Source organism: Capnocytophaga sp. oral taxon 863 str. F0517, assembly GCF_000466425.1.
Taxonomy (GTDB): Bacteria; Bacteroidota; Bacteroidia; order Flavobacteriales; family Flavobacteriaceae; genus Capnocytophaga.
In genome coordinates this window covers 11,684-38,405 of record NZ_KE992184.1, presented here as the reverse complement: position 1 = coordinate 38,405, position 26,722 = coordinate 11,684, and the positions used below count along the sequence as shown (strand labels likewise).

23 protein-coding genes, 1 tRNA gene and 2 pseudogenes are annotated in these 26,722 nt (G+C 42.2%); 23 read left to right on the top strand and 3 right to left on the bottom strand.

Annotated features, from left to right (window positions below; translation table 11 throughout):
* Positions 1 to 817 (bottom strand): annotated as a pseudogene (locus HMPREF1551_RS13020) (heat-shock protein Hsp70); the annotation flags it as partial.
* 416 nt (positions 818 to 1,233) lie between these two features.
* Between HMPREF1551_RS13020 and HMPREF1551_RS13015 the strand changes: the two are divergent.
* From HMPREF1551_RS13015 to HMPREF1551_RS12990, 7 genes are all read left to right on the top strand, one after another.
* Positions 1,234 to 1,776 carry a CopD family protein gene (locus HMPREF1551_RS13015; RefSeq protein WP_034544758.1) on the top strand — a complete coding sequence of 181 codons (543 nt, stop codon included), beginning with the start codon at positions 1,234 to 1,236 and terminating at the stop codon, positions 1,774 to 1,776.
* Positions 1,777 to 1,821: 45 nt separating this feature from the next.
* Positions 1,822 to 2,811 (top strand): NAD(P)H-dependent glycerol-3-phosphate dehydrogenase, encoded by a 990-nt coding sequence (locus HMPREF1551_RS13010; protein ID WP_021629650.1) that lies wholly within the window; start codon positions 1,822 to 1,824, stop codon positions 2,809 to 2,811.
* A 29-nt stretch (positions 2,812 to 2,840) separates the two neighbouring features.
* Complete coding sequence (locus HMPREF1551_RS13005) at positions 2,841 to 3,425, top strand: Uma2 family endonuclease (protein ID WP_021629649.1); 585 nt, start codon at positions 2,841 to 2,843, stop codon at positions 3,423 to 3,425.
* A 421-nt stretch (positions 3,426 to 3,846) separates the two neighbouring features.
* Positions 3,847 to 4,878 (top strand): TlpA disulfide reductase family protein, encoded by a 1,032-nt coding sequence (locus tag HMPREF1551_RS13000; RefSeq protein WP_021629648.1) that lies wholly within the window; start codon positions 3,847 to 3,849, stop codon positions 4,876 to 4,878.
* Between the two features lie 109 nt (positions 4,879 to 4,987).
* The gene (locus HMPREF1551_RS12995) at positions 4,988 to 5,632 is read left to right on the top strand and encodes a porin family protein (protein ID WP_021629647.1); all 645 of its coding nucleotides are present in this window, start codon (positions 4,988 to 4,990) and stop codon (positions 5,630 to 5,632) included.
* A 50-nt stretch (positions 5,633 to 5,682) separates the two neighbouring features.
* Positions 5,683 to 5,838 carry a lipoprotein gene (locus HMPREF1551_RS13775; RefSeq protein WP_155851632.1) on the top strand — a complete coding sequence of 52 codons (156 nt, stop codon included), beginning with the start codon at positions 5,683 to 5,685 and terminating at the stop codon, positions 5,836 to 5,838.
* A complete protein-coding gene (locus tag HMPREF1551_RS12990) occupies positions 5,786 to 6,598 on the top strand; it encodes a hypothetical protein (RefSeq protein ID WP_155851631.1) in 813 nt (270 codons plus the stop codon). Before HMPREF1551_RS13775 ends, HMPREF1551_RS12990 begins: the two co-directional genes overlap by 53 nt.
* Positions 6,599 to 6,696: 98 nt before the next feature.
* Here HMPREF1551_RS12990 and guaB read toward each other — a convergent pair whose 3' ends face one another.
* Positions 6,697 to 8,175 (bottom strand): IMP dehydrogenase, encoded by a 1,479-nt coding sequence (gene guaB / locus HMPREF1551_RS12985; protein ID WP_021629645.1) that lies wholly within the window; start codon positions 8,173 to 8,175, stop codon positions 6,697 to 6,699.
* Between the two features lie 191 nt (positions 8,176 to 8,366).
* Here guaB and HMPREF1551_RS12980 point away from each other — a divergent pair, with 191 nt between their 5' ends.
* The 8 genes from HMPREF1551_RS12980 to HMPREF1551_RS12940 all read left to right on the top strand — a co-directional run bounded on the left by HMPREF1551_RS12980 (position 8,367) and on the right by HMPREF1551_RS12940 (position 14,306).
* On the top strand, positions 8,367 to 9,329 hold the full coding sequence (locus tag HMPREF1551_RS12980; RefSeq protein ID WP_196800732.1) for a transporter: 963 nt from the start codon (positions 8,367 to 8,369) through the stop codon (positions 9,327 to 9,329).
* A gap of 92 nt (positions 9,330 to 9,421) precedes the next feature.
* Positions 9,422 to 9,850 (top strand): energy transducer TonB, encoded by a 429-nt coding sequence (locus HMPREF1551_RS12975; RefSeq protein WP_021629643.1) that lies wholly within the window; start codon positions 9,422 to 9,424, stop codon positions 9,848 to 9,850.
* Between the two features lie 57 nt (positions 9,851 to 9,907).
* Positions 9,908 to 10,801 (top strand): sulfate adenylyltransferase subunit CysD, encoded by an 894-nt coding sequence (gene cysD / locus HMPREF1551_RS12970; RefSeq protein ID WP_021629642.1) that lies wholly within the window; start codon positions 9,908 to 9,910, stop codon positions 10,799 to 10,801.
* A 26-nt stretch (positions 10,802 to 10,827) separates the two neighbouring features.
* The gene (locus HMPREF1551_RS12965; protein WP_021629641.1) at positions 10,828 to 11,082 is read left to right on the top strand and encodes a hypothetical protein; all 255 of its coding nucleotides are present in this window, start codon (positions 10,828 to 10,830) and stop codon (positions 11,080 to 11,082) included.
* A gap of 424 nt (positions 11,083 to 11,506) precedes the next feature.
* Positions 11,507 to 11,731: a hypothetical protein gene (locus tag HMPREF1551_RS12955; RefSeq protein ID WP_021629639.1), complete on the top strand. Its 225-nt coding sequence runs from the start codon at positions 11,507 to 11,509 to the stop codon at positions 11,729 to 11,731.
* Positions 11,732 to 11,778: 47 nt separating this feature from the next.
* Entirely contained in the window at positions 11,779 to 12,474 is a 696-nt protein-coding gene (locus HMPREF1551_RS12950) for a zinc metallopeptidase (protein WP_034544751.1), read from the top strand.
* A gap of 100 nt (positions 12,475 to 12,574) precedes the next feature.
* Positions 12,575 to 13,357, top strand: coding sequence for a 3-deoxy-8-phosphooctulonate synthase (kdsA, locus tag HMPREF1551_RS12945; protein WP_021629637.1), 783 nt, complete (start codon positions 12,575 to 12,577; stop codon positions 13,355 to 13,357).
* A gap of 22 nt (positions 13,358 to 13,379) precedes the next feature.
* A complete protein-coding gene (locus HMPREF1551_RS12940; protein WP_021629636.1) occupies positions 13,380 to 14,306 on the top strand; it encodes a glutaminase in 927 nt (308 codons plus the stop codon).
* Between the two features lie 56 nt (positions 14,307 to 14,362).
* Here the strand turns inward: HMPREF1551_RS12940 and HMPREF1551_RS12935 are convergent.
* Positions 14,363 to 14,433 (bottom strand) — tRNA-Gln (locus HMPREF1551_RS12935).
* Positions 14,434 to 14,532: 99 nt separating this feature from the next.
* Here HMPREF1551_RS12935 and HMPREF1551_RS12930 point away from each other — a divergent pair.
* The 8 genes and pseudogenes from HMPREF1551_RS12930 to HMPREF1551_RS12900 all read left to right on the top strand — a co-directional run bounded on the left by HMPREF1551_RS12930 (position 14,533) and on the right by HMPREF1551_RS12900 (position 26,702).
* The gene (locus HMPREF1551_RS12930) at positions 14,533 to 15,492 is read left to right on the top strand and encodes a phospholipase A (protein WP_021629635.1); all 960 of its coding nucleotides are present in this window, start codon (positions 14,533 to 14,535) and stop codon (positions 15,490 to 15,492) included.
* 118 nt (positions 15,493 to 15,610) lie between these two features.
* Complete coding sequence (locus HMPREF1551_RS12925; RefSeq protein WP_021629634.1) at positions 15,611 to 18,355, top strand: carboxypeptidase-like regulatory domain-containing protein; 2,745 nt, start codon at positions 15,611 to 15,613, stop codon at positions 18,353 to 18,355.
* A gap of 12 nt (positions 18,356 to 18,367) precedes the next feature.
* Positions 18,368 to 19,201, top strand: a complete 834-nt coding sequence (locus HMPREF1551_RS12920; RefSeq protein WP_021629633.1) for a DUF5689 domain-containing protein — start codon at positions 18,368 to 18,370, stop codon at positions 19,199 to 19,201.
* A gap of 57 nt (positions 19,202 to 19,258) precedes the next feature.
* Positions 19,259 to 20,002 (top strand): hypothetical protein, encoded by a 744-nt coding sequence (locus HMPREF1551_RS12915; RefSeq protein ID WP_021629632.1) that lies wholly within the window; start codon positions 19,259 to 19,261, stop codon positions 20,000 to 20,002.
* A gap of 114 nt (positions 20,003 to 20,116) precedes the next feature.
* Positions 20,117 to 21,370, top strand: coding sequence for a porin (locus tag HMPREF1551_RS12910; protein ID WP_021629631.1), 1,254 nt, complete (start codon positions 20,117 to 20,119; stop codon positions 21,368 to 21,370).
* A complete protein-coding gene (locus HMPREF1551_RS12905; protein ID WP_021629630.1) occupies positions 21,370 to 22,299 on the top strand; it encodes a D-2-hydroxyacid dehydrogenase in 930 nt (309 codons plus the stop codon). The genes HMPREF1551_RS12910 and HMPREF1551_RS12905 overlap by 1 nt, the downstream gene beginning before the upstream one ends.
* Before the next feature lie 141 nt (positions 22,300 to 22,440).
* Positions 22,441 to 22,689, top strand: a pseudogene (locus HMPREF1551_RS13550) (beta-ketoacyl-[acyl-carrier-protein] synthase family protein); the annotation flags it as partial.
* 284 nt (positions 22,690 to 22,973) lie between these two features.
* On the top strand, positions 22,974 to 26,702 hold the full coding sequence (locus tag HMPREF1551_RS12900) for a hypothetical protein (protein ID WP_021629627.1): 3,729 nt from the start codon (positions 22,974 to 22,976) through the stop codon (positions 26,700 to 26,702).
* The last annotated feature ends 20 nt before the right edge of the window (positions 26,703 to 26,722 follow it).

Here is a 26,722-nt window from a genome sequence, read left to right as displayed (position 1 = left end):
CATCCATAATCAAGACATCGACCGGCTCGCCGGTGAGGGAACCACCTACCCCGATGGTCTTAAAGCTACCTTGGTAGCCGACAATCTCACATTCGTCCGCATTGCGGGCGTAGTTGCGGCTTTTAGAGGTTATGGAATTAGAACTTGAGGAAGTTTGCCCAGCGAGGAGCGTTTGTGGAAACAGCCTATGATAGGTATCATCATCGATGATACGTTGGAGTTCGCGGTTGAATTTTCTTGCCTTAATGGCGTTGTAAGAGACAATCGCGATGCGCTTGTCTGGTTGGTGGCCTAAGATAAAGGCGGGGAGACGACGGGTAGCTCCCTCACTTTTTCCATGTTGGGGCGGCATGGTAATCATCAACTTTTTGATATGTCCATAGGCAAATTGGGTAAGTTGGTCGTAATAGACTTCATGGAAGGGGGCAGGGGTAAAAGTGGGGAGCGTACTACGGGTGAAGGAGAGGAGTGTCTCCCTTTCCCTCGAAGGGGGATCTTGTGGGGAAGTTGTATCTTCTAATTTGAAAACTTCAGTATCTTCGGCACGAGCTGCAAGCTCGCGGCAGTATGGGGTATTTTCTACTTTGTTAGCTTCGGTATCTTCGGCACGAGCTGCAAGCTCACGCCAGCATGGAGCGGCATTTCGCTTTTCATTCTTCCCTATTCTCTTTTCACTTTCCTTCTCCCATCCTTCCAAGCGGGAGAGGATACGGATAGCGGCAATACTATTATTGACGGTAGGGACGATAGTCTCTCCGTTGCTATCCAAGGGCTCGCGGCGCGCGTAGCTCCAAAGTATTTCTATTGCCTCTTCCATGATTAAAGTGAAAAATGAATAGTGAAAAGTGAAAAATTAATGGTCAATGATTAATGATTAATGATTAATGATTAATGGTTAATGGTTAATGGTTAATGATTAATGATTAATGATTAATGATTAATGATGACCACTAAAAACTAACCACTAATAACTAACCACTAATCACTAATAACTGACTCTGCAAAATTACAACATTCGAGGGGGTGAAGTCAAGGAAAAGAGGTGGGAGAAGTAAGAATTTGTATGAGAAAAAGATTTGTTAATGGATCTATTCTTGAGTGTTTTGCCCCCTGATCATAGACAATTAACAATTAATAATTGACTTTTGATTGATAATTTCGTAAATTTGCACGCTGAAGTAAATAGAATATAAGGAATACTAACAGCCTACAACAACTTAAAACTGATATATTTTGTACCTTATTATCAAATCCATTCACATCATCTTTGTGGTGAGTTATTTTGCGGGTATCTTCTATATAGTGCGCCTGCTGATTTATCATACGGAGGCCTTGCAGGGCAAGGAAGGAATTGAGAAAGACGTGCTACATAAGCAATACAGCTTTATGGAGGAACGCTTGTGGAATATTATCACCGTACCGGCCTTGGTGATTGTCTTGCTTTCGGGTATTTACATGCTGTGGGCTTTCCAATGGGCATACCTCTCTTTGGGGTGGATGCATATCAAGCTCTTGGGTATTGGGCTGCTTTTGGCTTATCACTATTGGAGCTGGCGTACGATCAAGGAATTACAAAGTGGAATTACTCGCTATAGCTCCGTGAGACTGCGTATGGCCAATGAGGTGGCGACCTTGCTGCTCTTTGCTATCGTCTTCGCCGTGATACTCAAGGACTTATTCTTACAATACTGGTGGGCTACCCTCCTGAGTTTTGTAGCAATGGGGGCGCTGATCATGGGAGTAGTGAAAATTGTTAACAAGAAAAAAGATAATTAGCCTATTTGTCTCATTGACAAATTAACTAATTGACAAATTAGCAACATGAACTATACAGTACTTGGTGGCGGTAGCTGGGCGACAGCTATCGTAAAGATTCTCAGTGAGAACCTCCCTGAGATTACTTGGTATATGCGCAACGAATTGGCAATCTCGCATATCAAAAAATACAAACACAATCCCAATTACCTCTCCTCGGTGGAGCTGCATACGGAGAAAATTCGCCTGACGAGTGATATCAATGAGGCTATCGAGAAGGCGGATTATGTGATCTTTGTCATTCCTTCGGCCTTCTTGGTCTCGGAGCTTTCCAAGCTAACGGTCTCGCTTAAGGATAAGGTGGTCTTCTCGGCTATCAAAGGGATTGTCCCTGAAACGGGCTTGGTGGTAGGCGAACATCTGATGGAGGCTTATGGTCTTAACCCGCTGAATATAGGGGTGATTACCGGCCCTTGCCATGCCGAGGAGGTAGCCCTGGAGCGCCTCTCTTACCTGACAGTGGCTTGCGAGGATCTGCCTAAGGCGGAGCAGATGGCACAGGCCTTGCGTGGCCCCTTTATCCGTGCCAAGATCAGCGAAGACATCATTGGGGTCGAATATGGTGCCATGCTCAAGAACATCTATGCCATCGCCGCGGGAATCGCCCACGGATTGGGCTATGGGGACAACTTCCAAAGTGTGCTAATGAGTAACGCTATCCGCGAGATGCAGCGCTACTTGGATGCCGTTCATCCTATCGCGCGCGACATCAACCAATCTGCCTACTTGGGTGACTTGCTCGTAACGGGCTACTCGGCCTTCAGCCGTAACCGCCTCTTCGGTAGCATGATAGGTAAGGGCTATTCCGTTAGAAGTGCCTTTATGGAAATGAATATGGTCGCCGAGGGCTACTATGCTGTGGAAAATGCTTACAAAATTAACCAACGACAAGCCGCTCCGGCCTATACTCCTATCCTCAATGCCGTCTATCAAGTGCTCTACCTGCACTACCCTACCCGAAGTACTTTTGAAAAGCTAACAGAGGAGATGGACTAAAACTAATGACTAATGATTAATTCTCTTTTATGGTTACGGATATCAATCAACTGAATCTAAACAAGTTATACACTTATGCTGATTATCTGCTTTGGCAGTTTTCCGAGCGAGTGGAATTGCTCCGTGGGAAAATATTCAAAATGAGTCCTGCTCCAAATATGCGTCATCAAAGTATATCAGGCAGACTCTTTGGAGAGTTATATGTAGCCTTTAGAGATAAGAAGTGTCGTCTATTCGCGGCTCCCTTTGATGTACGTTTGCCACAGAAGGGAAAGGAGGACGGGCAGATATATACCGTCTTACAACCGGACATCTGTGTGGTCTGTGATCCTGAGAAATTGGACAGTCGGGGTTGCCTCGGCGCGCCTGACTTGGTCATAGAGATCCTCTCTCCGAGCAATTCCAACCGAGACCTAAAGGACAAATACGAAATCTATCAAGAAGCGAAAGTACCTGAGTACTGGATCGTCCGCCCCGAAGAACGCTCTATTACCCTATATGTTCTCAAGGATGGTCTCTATAGTTCCTCCCGTCCTGTAGTGGAAGGCGAATGGGTGCGCTCGGCTACCTTCCCTGACCTAAGCATAGATACCAATGCTATTTTTAGTGATTAATAACCAACAACTAGTGACTAGTGACCAATGACTAGTGATGCAATTCAACAGTTAAAACAATACCCCTTATATAGTAATTCACTGATATTCAACATGTTTTTACACATCCCCCTAGCCCCCCTCAAGGGGGGAATTGCATTCAGGCGAACTATCATGCTGGTTATCAGTATACTTAGATCGAATCTTTACTACCCTGTTTGACACCAGCATACTATTCCCCCCTTGAGGGGGGCTAGGGGGATGTAACAATAAATGATTGATAATGATTCATTTACAACTTTTATAGATACCTAATATTTCTAGTTCTTTAACTATTGATTTGAATTAGTGACTAATGAACGATAAAAACAAAAAAATATCCTAAAATTCATTTTTATATTATCATTTTTTTCTATTTTTGTGCCCTAACAAAAAACAACTCATGAAGAAAATCATTAGTCTTGTAGCCTTAGGGCTGATAGGGTGCCAAAATACGGTACAACAAGCAGGTACTTCCGCCAATGGTGCCGGAGATACCACTACCTTTGCGGTAGGTGACCATTATGTAATCGAAGGAAGAACGCCCGTACATCCGGAAGGGGCGCGTGTCTTCCTCTACCAATACAAAGATAGAGTCTATACGCCGGTGGATTCCACCGCTATCGATGCCCAAGGAAATTTCCGCTTTGAGGGGAAAACGCCTCAGCCATTGGTCTATGCACTCCAACTGAATGGTAGTGGCCCCAAAGCCCATCTGTACTTGGAAAACGCTCCGGTGAAGCTGACCCTCCACCCCAATTGGTTTTTTGAATTCTTCCGCTCCAGCGAAGAGGCACAGCTTTTCGAGCGCTACAATCGCATGAATATCAATCACATGCTGGATTTGGCTAAGGAAATCAAAGAAGCACCCACCTCTGCTCACCTGGCTTATTTCTTAGCCCGCAATGCTTACAAATACGACTACGAGACCTTGGTTAGCCTTCGCAAAGGGCTGGATACTTCGCTGAATGAAAACGTCTATCTAAAAGAACTTGATGCGGCCATCGCCCAGCTCGCTAAGATACAACCCGGGGCAGAGGCTCCTGAAATAGACATCGTAGATGCCCAAGGTAAGAAAGTGTCCCTCAAGGACTTCCGTGGTAAGAAACTCCTAATCGATTTTTGGGCTTCCTGGTGTCCCGACTGCCGTAAGGCAAGCCCCGAACTCGTTGCCCTATACAAGGAATACAAGGACAAAGGCTTGGAGATTCTCAGTGTCTCCATGGATGAAAACCTCGATGCTTGGCAAGCGGCCATCGCCAAAGACCAATATACCTGGCCACAAGCCTTAGCCCAAGGCCTTTGGCAGTCCAATGCTGCCCAAACCTATGCCCTTCGCTGGATCCCCACCCTTATCCTCTTGGACGAGAATGGAAAAATCCTAAAGCGGGCTATACATGTAGAAGAACTCAAGTCAGCAATTAGTGGCCAATAACTAATGACTAGTGACCAATGACTAGTGACTAAAAGAATGGCATGATTCTTGTAATACCCTCAACAAATTAACAAGCTCCCTATTATATAGGGGATAAAATGATTAAAAAATGAGAAAAATTGTATTTTTAATAGCTTTGTCTATCTTAGGGTTTACACAGGCTCATGCCCAAAAGTTTGGTTTCAAGGGAGGGTACAACTATAGCAGCCTCAACGGTGAAGTAGCTCAGAACAGCACTTTGAAGGGACTCAATGGCTTCTATGTAGGAGCGCTTATGGAACTGCCTATGGGCGATGTCCTTGCCCTACAGCCTGAAATCATCTATTCCCGACAAGGGGCTGCTTGGGAATATGAATACGATGTACTCTTATTAGGAAAGGGAGTAATCAAGAGCGATCTCAGACTCGACTACCTGAATATCCCCGTAATGGCCAAGGTCAATCTTGGCCCGCTTTTCCTACAAGGAGGAGTACAGTTTGGCTTCTTAGTTAATAACCCTGAGATAAGCGTTTCTGCTCTTGGAAACCGCATCAGCAAGGAGTTGGACAAGGATGCCTATGCTGCCTTTGACTTTGGCGTAGGCGCCGGCTTGGGTATCAATTTGAGTGAACACTTCTTTGTAGAAGCCCGCTATACCCATTCACTTACCAATGCCTTTGACCCTAACAACAACTCTTTGAAGAACCTACAAATCAGCAATAAAAACAACTTCAAGAACGCAGTTTTAGCCTTAGGTCTTGGGGTGAAATTCTAAGATAATGACTAGTGACTAACAACTAAGTAAAATTTTAAAATTAAATAGAAATGAAAAAAGTAATTCTCGGCCTAGTGGCCATTGCAGCCCTTGCGGCTTGCAGTAAAGACAATGGTAATGATAATTCCAATGGTAATGGTGAGTTCAACAACAATGGAGATCCTACTATTGAACAAGGGGCTTTCCCTAAGGAAGAAACTATATAAGAATGGGAAGATTACAAGTAAGACTATCTACCAAATAGAAGGAGGGAAAGTAGTTGGAACCTCAGACACTGATTACGAAAATGGAAATCCGAAACGTACTACAAATTCTATTTATACCTACAAAGGAGCCCTTCTTGAAAAAATAGAATCTTCAAAAGAATCAACCACTTATACCTATGAGGGTAACAAAGTTGTGAAACGTGTAACTAATAATAAATATGGATTTACTTATACTTATGATGGGAACAACCTTTCCAAAACTGTCTACAAATTTTCTACACAAACCTATAGAGAAGGAACTTTTTTAGATGCTATCAGATATGAGGAGAGTAGCTTTATCTACAACGGAAATCGTATTACTGTTAATGAAAAAAACTATACAGAGATAGTAGCCGACAAATCTAAAATAGATGAAGATGTAAAAACAACAATCTACACTGTAGAAAACGGAAATGTGACCAAAGAAGAAAGTGTAAGTGGTTCTTATAAAAGAACTGTTGTATATACTTATGATGGCAAGAAAAATCCTCTTTCAAATAATCTTTCTAAGATGTTAAGCCCTAATTATTTCATAGTCCCTAAAGCAAGTAAAAATAACTTACTAACTGTTACTGAAACTATTGAAGAAGAGGGGAATACCGAAATTAGAAGAGGCTCTTACGAATATATCTATGATGGCGACTATCCTACTACTGTTAGAGAGTTCAAAGAAGAGAATAATAGAAAAGAACTTAAAGAAATTACCGAGTACAAATACTAATTAAATAAATAACGAAAAGTGAAGAGTGAAAAGCGAAAGACACTCTTCACTTTTCACTCTCTATTAGTCATTTGTCACTCGTCACTTGTCACTATTCATTATCTTGAATAATTCGGTGCTTCTTTGGTAATGGTGACATTATGTGGGTGACTTTCAGCGATACCACTGGTGGTGATACGAACAAAGCGACCGGTCTCCTTGAGGGTCTCTATGTCCTTGGCACCACAATAGCCCATACCTGCGCGAAGACCCCCGATAAACTGGTGCATACTTTCTTGTAGTTCACCTTTGTAAGGCACACGCCCTACGATACCTTCGGGAACGAGCTTTTTGATATCATCTTCTACATCTTGGAAATAACGGTCTTTGCTACCATGTTGCATCGCCTCCACGGAGCCCATACCGCGGTAGGACTTGAACTTCCTACCCTCGAAGATGATCGTCTCCCCTGGGGATTCCTTGATACCGGCCAAGAGCGAACCGAGCATCACACAGTCAGCCCCAGCGGCAATAGCCTTGACAATATCCCCTGTATAGCGAATACCCCCGTCGGCAATCACCGGAATACGGATGTTCTTTTCTTTGAGTGCTGCCGCCACTTGCATCACTGCCGATAGCTGTGGATAGCCTACCCCTGCCACCACACGAGTGGTACAGATAGAGCCTGGCCCTATTCCTACTTTTACCGCATCGGCACCCGCCTCAGCTAGGTATAGGGCTGCTTCAGCCGTAGCGATATTACCTACCACCACATCGAGTTGTGGAAAACGTTCTTTGACTTTCTTAAGTACCGATACCACCCCACGGGTATGCCCATGAGCCGTATCAATGACTACGGCATCCACCCCTGCATGTACGAGGGCTTCGGCGCGTTCTACCGCATCGACCGTTACCCCAAGGGCAGCGGCTACACGTAGGCGACCGATATTATCTTTGTTGGATACCGATTTGCTTTGCAAGTTAGCTATATCGCGGAAGGTAATCAGTCCTACCAATTTGTAGTCCTTATTCACTACCGGAAGTTTCTCTATCTTATGGCTTTCCAATATCTTTTCGGCCTCCTTCATAGAAATCCCTTCGGGAGCGGTGATAAGGTTTTCCCCGGTCATCACCTCGGTGATAGAGCGGTGTTTGTCTCGCTCGAAGCGCAAATCGCGATTGGTTACGATCCCCTTGAGGATCCCCTTGTCATCCACGATAGGGATCCCCCCTATGCTGTGTTCCTTCATACAGAGCTTGGCATCTCCTACGGTAGAGGAGAGCGAAAGGGTCACCGGGTCTATGATCATACCGCTTTCGGCACGTTTGACCTTTCTCACTTGGAAGGCTTGCTCCTCTATGGTCATATTCTTGTGGAGCACTCCTATACCGCCCTCGCGAGCAATCGCTATAGCCATAGCCGATTCGGTCACCGTATCCATTGCCGCAGAGACAATGGGCACATTCAGCGGGATATTTCTACTAAAATAGGATTGTATGGAGACTTCTCGTGGCAACACCTCCGAGTAATGTGGCACCAAAAGCACATCATCATAGGTAAGCCCTTCACTGATAATTTTGGGGTTGTTGGTAGTCATAAAGATACGTTTTGGAATAAGGACACAAAGTTACATTTTTAATAGCAAAGTCACCCATTTTTAACAATACTTTTATTTAATGATTAATGCCAGCAATGATCAATGATTAATGATTAATGCCAACAATGATTAGTGATAAAAATTTCGTACATTTGTACCCTAAATCAGTGAAGAATCATTAAACATTAAACATTAGAATCTTGCTTCGTTTTATCAAAGAATGGACGCTACCTGTCTCCATGGGGATAGGGGCTATCGTATATCTCATCTTTTATTATGTGGAAGCCTTGGATGGGCTTTCGCAGCAGTTGGCGCCTATTTTTGAGGCCATCCTACCGCTGTTTATGTTTTTAATTCTCTATGTTACTTTTTGTAAGGTAGATTTTAGAAAAATCGCGGTGGTCAGGTGGCATATTTGGACAAGTGCTTTTCAGTTCCTTTTTGTAGGCTTGTTCATGGGCATCATCTTACTTTTAAAACTCACGGGAGATGCACTAATCCTCTCGGAGAGTGTATTGGTCTGTGCGATCAGCCCTTGTGCGGCAGCTGCTGCGGTGGTGACGCTCAAGCTCGGTGGCAATCTCGAGCAGATGACTACCTACACCTTCCTTTCCAACCTCGTGTGTGTGCTACTGATTCCTATCTGTTTCCCACTGATAGAACCCGCCTCGGGTATTACCTTTTGGAGTGCTTTCCTACTGATACTCAACAAGGTATTCCTCGTATTGGTCGTCCCTATGCTGCTGGCGTTACTCACCAAGAGCCTACCCCCGCTAAGGAGGTTCCACCAATGGCTTATCCATATCCCCGACCTGTCCTTTTACCTATGGGGTTGTTCGCTGATGATTGTAACAGGCACCACCCTGAAGAACATCATGAATGCCCAGACGAGCCTTGGCTTCTTGGTGGTTATCGGATTATCAGGCTTGGTATTATGCTTGTTACAATATGCAGTGGGCTGGAAGATAGGTCGCTATCTCGGCTGTACCATTGAGGCAGGACAGTCCTTAGGACAGAAGAACACCGCCTTTGCCATATGGATTGCCGCCACCTACCTCCACCCCCTTTCCACCGTAGGGCCAGGCTGCTATATCCTATGGCAGAATATCATCAACTCCTGGGAACTCTCCAAGAAAGGGAAATACGCAAGCTAACGACTAGTGACCAGTGACTAACAACTAACAACTAACCACTCTCTTGTGTATGTAGAAAATAAATTGTACTTTTGCCTTTCAATACAGAAAATATGATAGCTATTAGGAACTTATTTCTTATAGGAATGCTCTTGGGGGCTTTCTCCTTATATGCCCAAGAAGAGGAGGAGGTTCCTTTTTTCCGGATAGAGAAACACCCTTATTACGTACAAACAGACACCCTTACAGGAGAAACAGAAGAAATACCTTTCAAATATTTTTTAGACCAATGGGTAATAGAGAATTATAGGTACCCTCAGGAGGCTTTAGAAAAAAAGATAGAAGGCAGAGTAATAGTAACCCTCAGGATAGATAAAGAAGGGCATCTATCTATAAAAGAAGTTAAAGGACGTAATCCCCTCTTAGAAGAAGAAGCCTGTAGGATATTTGACGGATTCCCTCAGCTCTCCCCAGGCTTAGTAAGAGGCAAGCCTGTAAATGTTGTCTATAACTATCCTATCATATTTAGAATCATTCCATAGAGTAAAAGATAAAGAATATATCTCTTGTCATTAATCATTAATCATTGATCATTAACAATGAATCATCTCAAGCAATTAGAAGCGGAAAGTATTTATATCATGCGCGAAGTAGCTGCGCAGTTTGAGCGTCCTGCCCTCCTATTTAGTGGCGGGAAGGACTCTATTACCTTGGTACATTTGGCTATCAAGGCCTTTGCCCCTATGAAGATTCCTTTTCCTTTGGTGCATATCGACACAGGTCACAACTTTCCTGAAGCCATTGCCTACCGTGATGCCTTAGCCGAGCGCATCGGGGCAGAACTGATCGTTCGCCAAGTGGAAGATACCATCAAGGCGAAGGGGCTGACCGAACCTAAGGGTAAGTTTGCCTCTCGCAACTGGCTACAGACCCATACCCTTTTGGACACCATTGAGGAGTTCCAATTCGATGCCTGCATAGGAGGTGCCCGCCGTGATGAGGAAAAAGCACGCGCCAAAGAACGCTTCTTCTCGGTACGTGACGAGTTTGGCCAATGGGATCCAAAGCTCCAACGACCCGAACTGTGGAACATCTACAACGGACGTATCCACAAGGGCGAAAATGTACGTGTATTCCCTATCTCCAACTGGACAGAGCTGGACGTATGGAGCTATATCCAACAGGAAAACATAGCGCTACCTTCTATCTACTTTGCCCACAATAGGGACGTAATTGAGCATGAAGGCCGCCTGATTGCCGTTTCTCCCTTTATCCAGATAGACGAAAACGACCAAATCCTCAACAAACGTGTCCGCTACCGCACCGTAGGGGATATGACTTGTACAGCAGCCGTGGAGAGCAACGCCGCTACCCTTGAAGAAGTGGTAAGGGAGATATCCGCCTCGCGTATCTCCGAACGTGGCGAAACCCGCATTGACGACCGCGTTACCGAAGCTGCTATGGAAGATAGGAAAAAAGGAGGCTATTTCTAATGATTAATTACTAAAAACCGATAACTATGCAAGCAGAAATACTTACCATTAGAATTCCTAAGGGCACTTCAAGAGAAAATGCCAAGGCAGAGCTAAAAAAACTCAATTATGAAATAATTGAAATAGGAGAACAACCCTCTGTAAAAGTTTCTCAAAAGGCCTTAGAAGCTATTAATTCAGGATTGGAAGAGGCTAAAAAAGGTATCTTTATAGACAACGACCAAGTATTAGAAGAAACAGACCAATTAATAGAAGCATTAGCGAAAAAATGGATACTTTAAAAATAGTTTGGCTACCTCAAGCTCGAATACAATTCCATGAAATTATTACTTATTGGGCTGAAAAACTCGAATCTGTAAGTTATGTCCGAAAAATTAGGGAAGATGTCCAAAGAGTTTTAGAAATACTCAAATTTTCTCCAAGAATAGGACGTATTGTAGAGAATACTAACGAAGAAGTTAGGAGAGTAACTATACTTCGCAATTATTCTATTTTTTACAGATAGGTAGAAGATTATCATGAAATACAAATCATCACCTTTTGGGACAACAGAAATGATCCCAATAAACTGGATTTAAGCTATTAAACAATTATCTTATGCCTACCACATTAATACTGCTGAAGAAAGCGAAAGTTTCCTCTATCCATAAGAAAGAGACTTTCAAAGATATCTCCATATCAAAAACAATAGATTAGAAAATCATTATGGAAGAAAGGACAAAGACCAAAACAGCCTCTTCTATTTTTAAAGTAGGAGAGGAAGTGCTTATCTCACCACAAGTTACTAACGGAAAGCAGTGGATCAAAGGTGTAGTAACTGAGATAGAAGACAATCCTTTCGTAGGGTTTGTGATTTCTGTAAAAACAGAGGATTTAGGCACATTTTTTGATAAAGAATATCTATTTAAAAAGCTAACAATTAACAATTGACAATTAACCATTAAAAAAGTGTGTTATACTATTTAATTTTAAAAGAAATGTCATACTACTTGATTTTAGGCGCCATCTTTTTGGTAAGTTGGCTAGTAAGCAATCGCTTAAAACGTAAGTTCGAACACTATTCCCATGTACAACTACGCAATGGCATGAGTGGTAAGGAGATTGCCGAGAAGATGCTCCGTGACAACGGCATTGATGCAAGGGTCACCTCTATCCCTGGGCGCCTGACTGACCATTATAATCCTTTGGACAAAACTGTAAACTTAAGCGAAGCGGTATATAACCAACGCAATGCGGCTGCGGCTGCCGTTGCAGCGCATGAGTGTGGCCATGCCATACAGCATGCCCATGCCTATCGCTGGCTTACCCTACGCTCCCAAATCGTTCCGGCAGTCAATATCGCCTCCACGCTCTCCAATATCCTCATTATGGCCGGTTTTGTATTAGGAGCTGCCCAAAAGATGGGCTTTGGTTATTGGATTGCTGTAGCTGGGGTAGCCCTTTTCGCTATTACTACAGCCTTTGCCTTTATTACCCTCCCTGTGGAGTATGATGCCAGCAATCGCGCTTTGGCTTGGCTTAAGAACAAAAATATCGTCACTCGTGAAGAATATGCTGGGGCAGAAGACTCCCTCAAGTGGGCAGCCCGTACCTATGTGGTAGCCGCCCTTGGTTCCCTCGCCCAACTCCTCTACTGGGTCTACAGACTCATGGGAAGCAACAGAGACGAATAAAGAGTAGTTAGTGATTAGTGGTTAGAAGCTAACCACTAACCACTAACCACTAACGACTAACGACTAACAACTAATCACTAACGACTAACGACTCAAAACTATGAGCAATAATTTTCTCCTCATGGCTGGCCCTTGTGCCATAGAAGGTGAGGAAATGGCTATGCGTATAGCCGATAAAATCGTAAATATTACCCAAAAACTGGAGATTCCCTATATCTTCAAGGGGAGTTTCAAAAAAGCCAATCGCAGCCGTATCGACTCCTTTACCGGTATTGGTGATGAAAAGGCACTGAAGATCCTCCAAAAGGTCTCCCAAACCTTTGGGGTGCCTACCGTAACCGATATTCACGAGGTGAGTGATGCTGCTATGGCTGCCGAGTATGTGGATGTGCTCCAAATTCCGGCTTTCTTAGTGCGCCAAACCGACCTCGTGGTGGCCGCTGCCAAAACAGGCAAGACTGTCAACCTCAAAAAGGGGCAGTTTATGAGCCCTGAGAGTATGAAGCATGCCGTGCAAAAGGTCTTGGATAGTGGCAACGACAAGGTATATATCACCGACAGAGGTACCATGTTCGGCTATCAGGACATGATCGTGGATTTTCGCGGTATCCCTACTATGAAGCAGTATGCCCCTGTTATTCTGGATGTTACCCACTCTTTGCAACAACCCAACCAAAGTTCAGGAGTAACAGGAGGACGCCCAGAAATGATTGAGACCATCGCCCGTGCCGGAGTGGTCAATGGGGTAGATGGTATCTTCATAGAGACCCATTTTGACCCTGCCAATGCCAAAAGCGACGGAGCCAATATGCTCCACCTCGACCTACTCGAAGGCCTACTTACCCGATTGGTAGCTATCCGACAGACCATCAACACTTTCTAAATAACAAAACACACTAATTACTATGAACGAACAAACTGCCTACGCCAAAACCATTACAGGTATCTACAACAAAGTATATCAAGGCAAAAATATAGGTAAAATACCTACCTATATCCCCGAATTACTCAACGTAAGCCCTGATAAGTTCGGTATCGCCATCCATACCCTCAGCGGGAAAACCTTCGGTATCGGGGATTATCAAGAGAAATTCTCCATTCAGAGTATTGCCAAAGTATTATCCCTTTCTATGGCCTACGATATCTTTGGGGACAGTATCTGGGAACGCGTATCGGTAGAGCCTTCGGGGACTTCGTTTAACTCACTTTTGCAGCTGGAGGCCAACAATGGAATCCCTCGTAACCCACTGATCAACGCTGGGGCAATTGTGATTTGTGATATACTGCTCTCCCACTTCAAGAATGCAGAAGAGGAGTTTATCAAGTTTGTTCGCCAATTAGCCAATGACCCCACCATCAGCTATTCCGAGCAGATAGCCACCTCCGAGAAGGAAGTTGGTTACCGCAATTTTGCCCTTTGTTATTATATCAAGTCTTTAGGGAATATAGAGAATGAACCAGAGCGAGTGTTGGATTTCTACTTTAAGCTCTGTTCTATCGAGCTTACTTGTGAGTCCTTGGCCTATGTGTTTACTTTTCTGGCCAATGACGGCATCACCCTACACGACCAACAGCGTATCCTCCCCCATGTCTATACCAAGCGTATCAATGCCATTATGCAGACCTGCGGATTCTATGATGAATCAGGGGAATTTGCCTTCCGTGTAGGCCTCCCTGGTAAGAGTGGGGTCGGTGGAGGTATTGTCGCTATCATGCCAGGACACTACGCCATAGCTGTATGGAGCCCACGCCTGAATGAAAAAGGCAACTCCTACCGAGGAGTAAAATTCTTAGAAGGTTTTACTATGCAAACGCAAATATCAGTATTCTAAACAAGTAAAAAACAAAGAGCGAATAGCTTTTCACTATTCGCTCTTCACTTAATTTGTTGGTCTACAAGGACTCGAACCTTGAATTACAGAGCCAGAATCTGTCGTGTTACCATTACACCATAGACCATTGCTTTTTTGCAGGGGCAAAGATACGATTTTTTTTTCGAACTGACAAAACTTTTTATTGACCAATGACAAGTGACTAACTGATTTGTAATTATTCAACATGAAAACTAAAACCTATTCCCTAACCTTTAACCCCTATCTTTTACCTATTATCTTTTGCTTTTTCCCTCTTATAGGACTATCTCAAGAGACTATTGCAGATACTATTGCGCTCCCTGCCCTAGCAACTACAAATGTTCCTAAGGAAGTAGATCTGGAACGGGTTATATCCAAGATATGGGAGCTTGATCGCGAAGACCAGCAAGGTACTTTCCACCTAATGGAGTACCAACCCATGTATATCATGCCTATGCGCTTTACTGACCGACCTACTGAGCAGCCGCGAAGTCTCAATACGGAACGCCCTATCCCTAAACACCGCGATTACCAAAATGTAGAGGTCAAATTCCAAGTGAGCCTCAAGGCCAAAATACTACAAGATGCCTTCGGAAAGGGGGATGTATGGGTGGCCTTTACCCAGCAAGCTCATTGGCAGATGTACAACGGAGGCCTTTCCCGCCCTTTTAGAGAGCTGAACTACGAACCAGAACTAATCTTCACCTATCCGACCAATTTCTCCGCTGGCAGCCTTAAGCTCAAGATGCTTGGCCTCTCGGTCAATCACCAGTCCAATGGTAAGGAGGCCGCACTCTCCCGTAGCTGGAACCGCTTTATACTCATGGCCTTGGGTAAGTGGGACAAGGTAACTTTCAGTCTTCATCTTTGGAAACGATTCACTGAAACCAGTATGGAGGACGACAATCCTCAAATAGAGGACTATATAGGCCGTTGCCGACTTATGACCATTATCCCTGTTGGCAAAAATGTCCTTTCTATTAACCTGCGCAACAACCTCAATTTCAAGCACAACCGCGCTCATATCGAAGCCTCTTGGGTGATGCCCATCAGCCGAGACCTACGCCTAATACTCCAGGCCTCCCATGGTTATGGAGATTCTTTGATTGACTATAACTACAAGCAAACCGTTGTGGGCGTTGGCTTTACCCTTATTGATTTATAACAATAAAAAACCTTTGATTTTTTAACATTTTAAAATAGGCTTTATGCAAAAAAAATAGTAATTTTGTACAAGGAATTATGCACCAGTTTAATACCCTTATTTTTCAATAAAAAACGTAATGAAAACACTGATTTATACATTCTTTGCCCTAATGGTGAGTTGGGGATATTCTCAGAATATTTCTCTTAAGGGACATGTAAGCAACGGAAAGGCGCCCTTGTCCGATGCGCATCTCTCAATAGAGGGGCAAGCACTCCATAGCACAAGCAATGCAGAGGGCTACTTCGAGTTTTCCCTTGCTGAAGGAAGCTATATCCTACAGGTAGCGGCAAAGGGTTATCTGCCCAAGCAGCTCACGGTAGAGCTACACTCCTCTACCCTGCTGCCTGCCATTGTATTAGAAAAAGACCCTCATAGTGAGGCACAACAGATAGGTAACACTATTAGTATTTCCGACGAACAATTGGACGACGATGAAGGTTCGCTTGAGATGGTGTCAGGCTTTCTGCAGTCCTCCCAAGACCTCTATTTTCGCCGTGCGGCTTACGACTTTAGCTCGGTATTCTACCACCCTCGAGGCTATCAGAACAATGCAGCTACCGTCTTGGTCAATGGGGTCACTATGAACAAGATAGAGACCGGTCGCCCACAGTGGAGCAACTGGGGCGGGCTGAATGATGCCACTCGCAGCCAAGTGGTCACCACCGGAATAGGTGCCAGCCAGGAGGATTTCGGAGGGGTATTCGGTAATACTTCCTTTACCATTGCCCCTTCCCAATTGCGCAACGGCCTACGTATCACCGGTACGACCACCAACCGCAATTACTTTGGGCGAGGAATGGTCACCTATAATACAGGAACCCTCCCCAGTGGCTGGGGCTATATGGTCTCCGCCTCTTATCGTGGAGGGAATGGAAAAACATGGCTTCTCCCCAATACCGAAGGTATGGTCTATCAGGCTTATGGTGCCACAGCAGCGGTAGAATACAAAGCCAGCCCTTACTTTACCACCAATCTGATGGGGATTTTCTCCTATAACAACCACGGTAAGTCTGCTCCACTCACCCAAGAGGCTATCGCCTTGGGGGGCAGGAACTACAATCCTAACTGGGGCTATCAGGCAGGACAGTTGCGCAATGCTAAGATGAAGCGCATCGCCGAGCCGCTCTTTGTACTCTCCAATACCTATCAAAAGGGAGACACCAAGCTCACTGCTCACTTAGGCTATCAATTTGGAGAGGTAGGAGATACACATCTCCAATATGTAAAATCCCAAAACCCCGACCCTACCTTCTATACCAATATGCCTACCTATTACTACAATATGTATGATGCACAGACTGGGGAGGGAGACCCATTGGCTTTGGAAAAGACTGCCCAACAAATTGACTATTTCAAATCCCACAAGCAATTAGAATGGGACAAACTCTTTTTAGCTAACCACCTTACCGGAGGAGAAAGTATCTATGCTATCAGTGAAGATATCATTGACACTAAAACCCTTACAGCCAATCTATTGGGTACTACCAAGCTCCTACCCAACATTACCCTTAGTGGAGGTATCTCTTACCAACATATAGGTACCGAAAACTATGCAAAGATCAATGACCTCTTAGGAGGACAATATTTCCTGAACAAAAGTTATTTTTCAGGAGAAAACTATGATACGGCCGAAAACCTCCGCTTGAGAGAGGGCGACAAGTACCAATACTACTATAAAATCCGTAGCCAGCGTGCCCATGCTTTCGGACAATTGCGCTTTAAGTATGGCCGCAGCGACTTCTATGTTGCTGGTCGTGTCGCCCATACCGACTATGAGCGCGAGGGTATGTTTGCCAACAACTCCGTTTATACCGATTCCAAAGGCGAGAGCGGACTACGCTACTTCAACACCATCAGCACCAAAGCAGGGCTTACCTACCGCATCACCGGTAGGCATATCCTCCAATTCAATACCGGTTACTTTGAGGAAGCCCAGCCGCTGAACAACGTTTATATAAATATCCGTAACTCCAACTCAATACTCCCTGCCCGCATACAGCCAGAGCAGCAACTCAGCTGGGACGGTAGCTATATCATCCGTATTCCTTCGTTCAAGGCGCGCCTTACGGGCTATGCTACCCAAATCAAACACAGCAGCGAGAAGAGTTATTTCTTTACCCAATCCCGCTTAGGGGATGAGTCTGCGGGCTTTTTGACCCAAACGATGCTTGATGCCGAGAAGTTACACTTTGGCATGGAATTGGGCGCTGAATACGACCTTACCGCCTCTTGGAAAGCCTCTGCGGTGGTATCGCTTAATCAATATACCTATACGAACAACCCGCTTTTGTTCCAGTCCTCCGACAAATACTTAATCAGCAACCCTATCGTAAGTTATCTAAAAGACTATCATTCAGGCCAAGCCCCCGAGCATGTGTATTCATTAGGCATAGAGTATCAAAGTCCACGCTACTGGTGGGTAGCTATTACGGCCAATTACTTTGATAAGAATTACATCGGTATCGCCCCCAGCTTGCGTACGGAGAACATTTACCTTGACCCCAACAGTGGTAGTCGCTATACCGATATAGACGAAGATACCGTACGCCACCTTCTTCGCCAAGAACAGCTGCCCAGTATCTTCCTGCTCAATGCCACCGCAGGTAAGTCCTGGCGTATCAAGGGTAACTTCCTCAATGTCTTTGTCAGTGTCAATAACCTGCTAAATACCCAGTACAAAAGCAATGGTTTCGAACAAGCTCGCAAAGGTGATTATAAGGCCATGATCAAAGAATACAAGAGTGGCTATCCTACCTTTGGTAACAAATATTTCACCGGCTATGGTACTTCATTTTACCTTAATGTAGCCTTAAGTCTCTAAAAAAATAATGACATGAAAAAAATACTCTATATACTACTGCTTCCCTTAGTAGCCTCCTGTAGCAAGGTATCCGGCTTTGATACCCCAGATATTAGCTCACTCAAAAATGAACAAGCTGCCAAGGCGAGGGCTTTCCAAGGCTCTACTATCAGCTATACAGCTCTAAAGGCCAAGGTAGGCAACACCTTTACCACTTATGGGGAAGATGAAGCCTTTGAGGGCTATATCATCTCCAGTGATGAGGGAGGTAATTTCTATAAGAAAATATATGTACAAGCCCTTGACAAATCGGGTACCATAGGTGTTTCCATAGAGAAGAAAGGCCTTTTTGAGGAATATCCCGTCGGGACAAAAGTACAAGTAAGGCTCAAGGGTACCACCGTATGGTATTCCAGCCGCTACTCCCTCTTGGAAGTAGGCTATGGCCATGGAGTTACCGCTGGAGGCAATGAAAAGATAGGCCACCTCATCCCAGCTATGTACCCTGAAGTACTGGTAGCCACCGGAGAGAAAGCCCTCTTAAGTGAGATTGCCACAACCTTCACCTTCTTGCGCTTCAACAAAACGGCACAGGCCAATAAGCTCCTGATACTCGATGGGGTGTACTTCAAATCCGAAGATGTAGGAAAGACCTTTCACACCTCTGACAATCAGTACAATACCACCTATCAGCTCACTGACAGAGCAGGAGGTAGCCTCCCCTTCCTCACCAGTAGCTATGCTGCCCACATCAAAGACCATGTACCTGCGGGGCGCTTGCGTATCACCGGAGTGCTGACTATGTACGGAAACAATCCACAGTTCTATATCAACAACATCAGTGATATAACAACCAGTAACCAATGACCAATGACTAATAACTAATGACTAGTGACTTAAAACTAATTAAATACTTTGAACAATATGAAAAAGTTACTTTTTTTAGCCCTCTCTTTTGGGCTATTAATATCCTGTAGCAAGGACGACAACAATGGGATTCCTCCTGTGGATCCTAAAGACAAGCCAGCAACTGTCTTAGAGGTAAAAAACCTAAAAGTAGCTGACTATGAGAACTACCGAGACAAAAAGGAAAAGGTAAGACTTCATGGAGAAATTGCGGAAGTAACCCATGGTAGATCTTACTTTAAGTTCAGTGATGGAACTTTGGTGCAAATCTTCTCCCACAAGTTCAAAGAACTCCCCAAGGAGGTCTCCGATAAGCTCAAGGTCGTGGGGCAAGAACTCACCGTGGTAGGTACTTTCACTGATTTCAAAGCCAAAGATGGTTCCATCGTTAAGGAAATTATTTATGAAAGTGAAGCTGACCTAACTTTTGGTGCTACCCCTAATGTACAGCCTACTCCTCCAGCCCCTGCGGTAGTAGAATTGGAAGCGGCTCGTGCCACTGTGAGTGATTTCCAAGACGGAAAAGCTGTCAAAATCCATGGAAATATCACTGTACAAGGAAGCAAAGCTTATTTCAAATTCTCTGATGATACGCTTATCCAAATCTTTGCCCATAAAAATATCCTTAAGACACTTTCTAAGGAACAAAAAGACAACCTAAAAGTAAATGGCAAAGAAGTTACTGTAAAAGGTAAATTTGGCACTTATCAGGGTACTAAACAAATTACATACGAAAGCGCATCGGATCTTACTTTTAACTAAAAATAAAGAAATGAAGAGCTATAGGATTATAAGGATTTTTGGGTTTAGCTAAAACGCTATATTCCTATAAGCCTTCATTTCTAAATACTGATAACCCTAAATCCCTTAAAAACCATGAAAAGATTATTCCTACTTTTAGCACTTGCGCCCACGATGATGTGGAGCCAAGAGAACCTTAGAAAAAACCTCAGTGAGGATGGCAAGACCTACATCAAAGCCAATGTATCTACAACCCTTTGGGCAAGATACATAGATGCCAACCCCAACACCATGGTCAATGGATCTGGGGTAAGCCGTATTACCGATGTCTCTATCCGCCGCTTGCGTATAGGGGTACAAGGCCAACTCACCCCAAAAATCTATGTTTATGGACTTTTCGGAGGTAATAACTACAACTTTACCAGCAAAGCCAAAGACAAAATCGGCATCCTTGACCTCTATGCGGATTACCAATTTGCCCCAGAGTTCACCCTCGGTTTGGGAAAATTCGGTTGGAATGGTAGCCGTAATACCATGAAAGCCAGCGGTAGCATGATGGGCTTGGACGGGCCTGCCTTTCCTCTCTTCACCGTGAATATGAACGACGATGCGGTACGTAGCTTTGGTGCCTTTGCTAAAGGACAAATCGAAAACTTGAGCTATGTATTTACCATTAAAAGTCCCTATGCGGTTACCACCGCTGAGAAAGAAGGGGTAGTCGGCTATGCCAAAAATGCTCCTCACAAACAATATTCTGGTCATCTCAAATACGACTTTTGGGAACGCGAAAGCAACAAAACGCCTTATACAGCAGGCACTTATGTAGGCGCTAAAAAAGTATTGAACCTCTCCTTAGGTGGGGTATATCAGAAAGACATGATGAGCGAACTTAAAGGTGGTGTCCCTAAGTATTATGATTACAAAAACTTCTCTGCTGAAGTGTTCTTGGATACCCCTCTTTCTGAGCGCAACGATGCGATCACCCTCAATGCGGGTTACTATTACACCGATTTTGGTCGTGACTACGTAAGAAATGTCGGCAATAACAACGTAGCCGATTCTGGTGCTACTGGATATTTCAACGGAGGAGGTAATGCCTATCCTATGATGGGGACAGGAAGTACTTTCTGCCTATTAGGGGGATATCTCTTGGGCAAAAATGAGAAATTTGCCCCTCGTGTACAGCCTAATTTCGGTATTCAGTACTCCAAGTTTGACGGCTTGAAAGACCCTATGATCGCTTATGACCTTGGGGTGAACCTCTTCCTCAAAGGACACAGCAACAAACTTAGCTTCTGCTACCAAAACCGCCCTGTGTATAACCTCCAAAAAGAAGTAGATAGCCGTAAGGGTGTCTTTATTGTACAATATCATATTGTATTGAACTGATGAAAGCCGTTATATTAGATAGAAATACACTCTCCTCTCAAATGGAACTAACCGTTCCGGAGGGGATTACCCAATGGGTAGTTTATGAAAGTACTCGTCCCGACCAAGTGGTAAGCCACTTGGAAGGGGCGGATATTGCCATCACCAACAAGGTGAAAATAGGCAAGGAACATATGGACAAGCTCCCACAGCTAAAGCTTATCCAACTTACAGCCACCGGTACCGACAACATAGACAAGGTCGCCGCTGGGGAACATGGTATAGAAGTCAAGAACGTAGTGGGCTATTCCACCGAGAGTGTAGCCGAGCACTTCTTTATGCTTCTTTTGGCTGCTATGCGCGGGCTAAAGCCCTACCATACCGCCGTAGCCGACGGCTCTTGGCAGGCTGATGGGCGCTTTTGCCTCACCGAACCCTCTATCTTAGACCTACACACCCGCACCTTGGGGATTATAGGAATAGGAAACATAGGCAAAGCTATTACTGAGCGCGCTAAGGCCTTTGGCATGCGTGTCCTTTGGGCAGAACGTGAGGGTAGAACACCCCGCAGCAGTGAATATACTGACTTTGACACTGTCTTGGCTCAGAGTGATGTTATTTCGCTGAACACCCCCTTAACTGAAGAGACCCGCCACCTTATCTCGGCTCGTACCATTGCCAAGATGAAGCGCAAGCCCTTGGTCATCAATGTAGCCCGCGGTGCGGTAGTGGATCCACAAGCCGTATACGAAGCCTTGGAGGCCGGACAATTAGAGGGCTTTGCCTCCGATGTATTCGAGAGAGAACCTCCTGTAGCTGGTGATCCCCTACTGAAATTGGCCTCCCACCCCAGGGTACTCTATACCCCCCATGTGGCCTGGGCTAGCGAATATGCCCTCGACAAACTATGGAAAAAGGTAAAGAGCCAAATAGAAGAATTTATTAAATGAAAAGTGAATAGTGAAAAGTGAATAACTCTCCTACTATTCACTTTTCACTTATTATGAGTCATCGTGTTGTGGTTGCTGGTATGGGGATATATCCCTGTATAGGCACCTCTTTGGAGGCAGTCATACCTGCGTAAGCGCTACAAGTCCATTACAGGGCATGAATGCTGAATGGCGGGTGCCAGTGAACTAGTGACTAGTGTATTCTATCCTGATGATGCAACACGACTTTATCGCCCCGAACATCAATATAGAAGCCCTTGATGAAAACTCCCAAAAGCTCCATATCATCACCCAAACCACCCAAAGTCCATACGCACTTTTCTGTCTAATTCCTTTGGCTTTGGCAGAACAAATTCAGCCATTATAATGGTTAATGCCATTAATGATTAATGCCATGCCTCCTTGCTGGTGCGTTTCTTACGGCTCATACCTACAACTATGGAACTTATAGCTCCCATAAAGAGCCAAAGGCTCTACTTAATAGTAGGCACAGACTGCAAGAAACGCGCCAGCGGGGAAACTAAAAATTTAAAAGCAAAAGATCATTTTAAAAATTTGCAAATGTAATTTCATTGTGGAATATATACCAACTTGGCTAATCATAATAAGATTGTGCATATTATAGCGTTGTAGACAATGCTCGGGCACAACTGCATAAAATTAAATAAAAGAAAATGAGTAGATTACAAACCATAGAAAATGCTCTTTCAAGTATAAATGAAACTGTTTTTCAGGAATTATGTGATAGCTTTTTAATTCTTAAAAACGATAATTACCGAACTTTTTCGAGAGTTGGAAGTCAAAGTGGAAAACAAAAAACAACAAAGGGAACACCTGACACTTTTTACTTATTGCCTAGTGGTAAATATGTATTTGTAGAATACTCAACCAACATTACAAAAGGAGTATCAAAACTGCAAGAAGATATAGAAAAATGTCTTGACACGACAAAGACAAAAATTCCGATAAATCAAATTGCAGAAATAATACTTTGTATAAATTTCAACTTAAATACAGAAGAATTTCAATCTTTGAAGAATCTTCTAGGTAAAGCAGAACTCATATTAACCATTTATACACTCGATTGTCTGTCATTAGAATTACATTTTCAACATAGAAATTTAGTTCACAAATATTTGGGGTTCCCCTTGGATACAGGACAAATTGTTTCTATTAACACCTTTGTTGAGGAATACAATAAAGCGTCTAAGGGTATTGCGACACCTTTGAATAATACTTTTCTGCACAGAGAGGAGGAATTAGAAAACATCAAACAAATTATTAAGCGAAACGATTTCTTAATAATCACTGGTGTTGCAGGCGTTGGGAAAACAAAAATCGCAATAGAAGCAATTAATAGTTTTTTGGCAGAAAATTTATCATACAATGCATTTTGCCTTTCATATAAAAATTGTAACTTGTTAAGTGATTTATCTCACCATTTTGATGATAAAAAAGACTATATCTTTTTCGTTGATGATGCCAATAGAATAGACATTTTCAGTCAAATTACAGGCTTTTACAAGTCGCAAAGAACAGGTAATTTGAAAATTATTCTTACTGCAAGAGATTATGCTTTGCCAATAGTTGAAAAATTTTGCTTTGGATTTGAACACAAGCAATATGTTTTAAAAAAGTTCTCTGATGAACAAATTACTGATATTATTAAGGCAGAACCTTTTAATATTTCAAATTGGCAATTTCATAAAGAAATTGTTCGTATTGCAGACGGTAATCCTCGGCTTGCAATTATGACGGCGTTACTTGCAAAACAAAAGCAAAATATTTATGCTTTAGCAGATGTATCGGATTTGTTTGAGAAATATTTCTCAACATTTATAAATGATGATGGAGAATTTTCCAATCAATTCAATATCAAATGCTTGGGAATAATTGCTTTTTTCAATGCTATACCCTATAAAGACAAAAACATAACCGAACCTATTTTACAAAATTTTGGTATTGACTATCCATTATTCATTGATGCAATAGAAAAATTAGATAGATTGGAGTTAGTGGAAATACAATATGATTATGTAAAAATTCCCGAACAAAATTTAGCAACTTTCTTTTTCTATAAAGCGTTTATTAAGGATAATTTGCTCGAATTTGAAACACTTTTAAAGAGGTATTTCAATGAAAATAAAAGTCGGTTTAAAGATTGTGTTATTCCTGCAAACAATACTTTTGGTTTTGAAAATGTGATGCAGAAGCTTCAACCTATTCTTCAAAACTATTTAAAATCAATTGAAAACGAAGAAGAAAGAACGTTTGCATTCTTGGAAATATTTTGGTTCTATCTGCAAGAAGAAACATTGCAGTATATTTACAATAGAATAAATCAACTACCTTTACCTCATAATGTTAATTACGAAGTTAAATATGAAACAAATGATTTTGCTTATAGCCGAAATGAAGTTATTGAACTACTTAGTAATTTTTTCCGTTTTCAAAACAAACTCAAAGATGCGATTGAATTAATTTTTGAGTTTATCAGAAAGAAACCAGAACACTTACCCGAACTAATACACAAAATCAGAGAAATCCTGATATTTGACTGGACTGATGAACGCTTTGGTTTTGAAAGGCAAAACATACTTTTTCAAATTTTAATTGAAGGATTAGCAAAAAAAGATATTTTGTATTCAAAAGCATTCTATGAATTGTCAAAAACATTTCTTGCTTTTAAATACCAACAAACAAAAAGTGAAAGGCACTATGCAATATCTATTTATCAATATCCTATTCCCAATAATCAATCTATTAGAGCATTTCGAAAAAACATTTGGGATAATGTAAACAACTACTTTAGTCTTTATCCTGAGAAATCCCTCGAATTATTACAGAGTTATGCAAATGTTAGTCCAGGTGTAATAAAAGAGATAATGGAATATGACATTCAATTCTTAATATCCATTATCAAAAATCATTTAAACCCCAACTCATTTGAACATTGTCTTTACGTTCAAGAACAGATTAGAAGGTGTAAAAGAAACGAAATAGAACTTCCTGAATTTCCTTCTTTATCTCAAAAATTCACAAACACAACTTATGAGAAGTATCTCATTTTAGATTGGGATAGATTTAGATACAAAGAAAGCTATGATTTTGAGAATCATGAAGAATACGAAAAACTGAAAGAAGAAGAAATAAGGAAATCTTTTGTTTGCAACAATATTAAAGACGTTAAATCATTTTATGACACTTTTGTTTACTTAAAAAGCATTGCAAAAAATTATTGGAGCTATAATAACTCGTTTGATTTAATAGTTGATGAAAATTGTTCTAAAAATTTCGAGTTAGGTTGTCAGTTTTTAACCGAAGTAATAATTACAAACAATCAAATTGGTTATACCCCAAGAACAGTCTTCAGAAATCAGCTAACAACAAAAGAAAAATCACAATATATTTGGAATATTTTACAGAAAAATAATTTTAACAATAAATATTTTTGGGAGTTGTCTTTTTATGATTATTTGGCAGAGAATCTAATCAATGAGAAGCATATTGAGAAAATTAAAGAGACTGTAAAAAAATTACCGAATAGAGCTTCCATATGGCTTGAAGGATTAAAGCGATATTTGAATATTGCACCAAATTTGTTCCAAGAATTACTCCAAATTATTATTGACAAAAACGAAAAAAAAGACGAAACGATTTTTGTGCAATTTGATATCACAGAAGACTCCTTTGAGGAATTAGGGAATGACATTAATTTGATAAAGAAACTATACTTGCAACAAGATTTAATAGACAGTCATTTTGACTTAACTCGAAGAGGCTTTGCAAAGATTATTCAGCGAGATGAAAACTTTCTTATAGAGTATATTAATAATTTATATTCAAAAAACCAAAATCAACATTATTTGCATGAAGATATATTTTTGAACGTGATTTGGGAATCTAATAAAATTGAACCTATACTGAAAACTGTTTTTGATTTGATTGATAAAAAAGAAGTCTATTTAGGAATTGGAGAACATTTTTGTAATTCTTTCTTTGGGGATTTGTCACAAGAAGCGAGCATACGAGCTAAAAGCTTCCTATTAGATTATTGTAAAGAAAATTATGAAAGCCACAACAAAATGAATTTTATTGTGGATATAGCAAGACACTCAATGAAGGAAATATTTGAAGATGTGTTATTATTGTTTATATCCTTAACACAAGATGTTGATTTGTTTTCTAAAATATATTGGAGAGGAAATGGCAGAACAGTTGTTGGAGATGTTAATTTTGGCTATTTAAGAGCTTCTGATTGGCTAAATATACTTTCTATTGTGAAAAAATCAGATTTAGGAATAAAATTAATACCAATAAAAAGATATCTTAATACACAAATTCAAAATGGATTAAAATATGCAGATTGGGAGAGAAAGAGAAAATTTATTGGAAATGATTGAGAACAATCATATTAGCAATG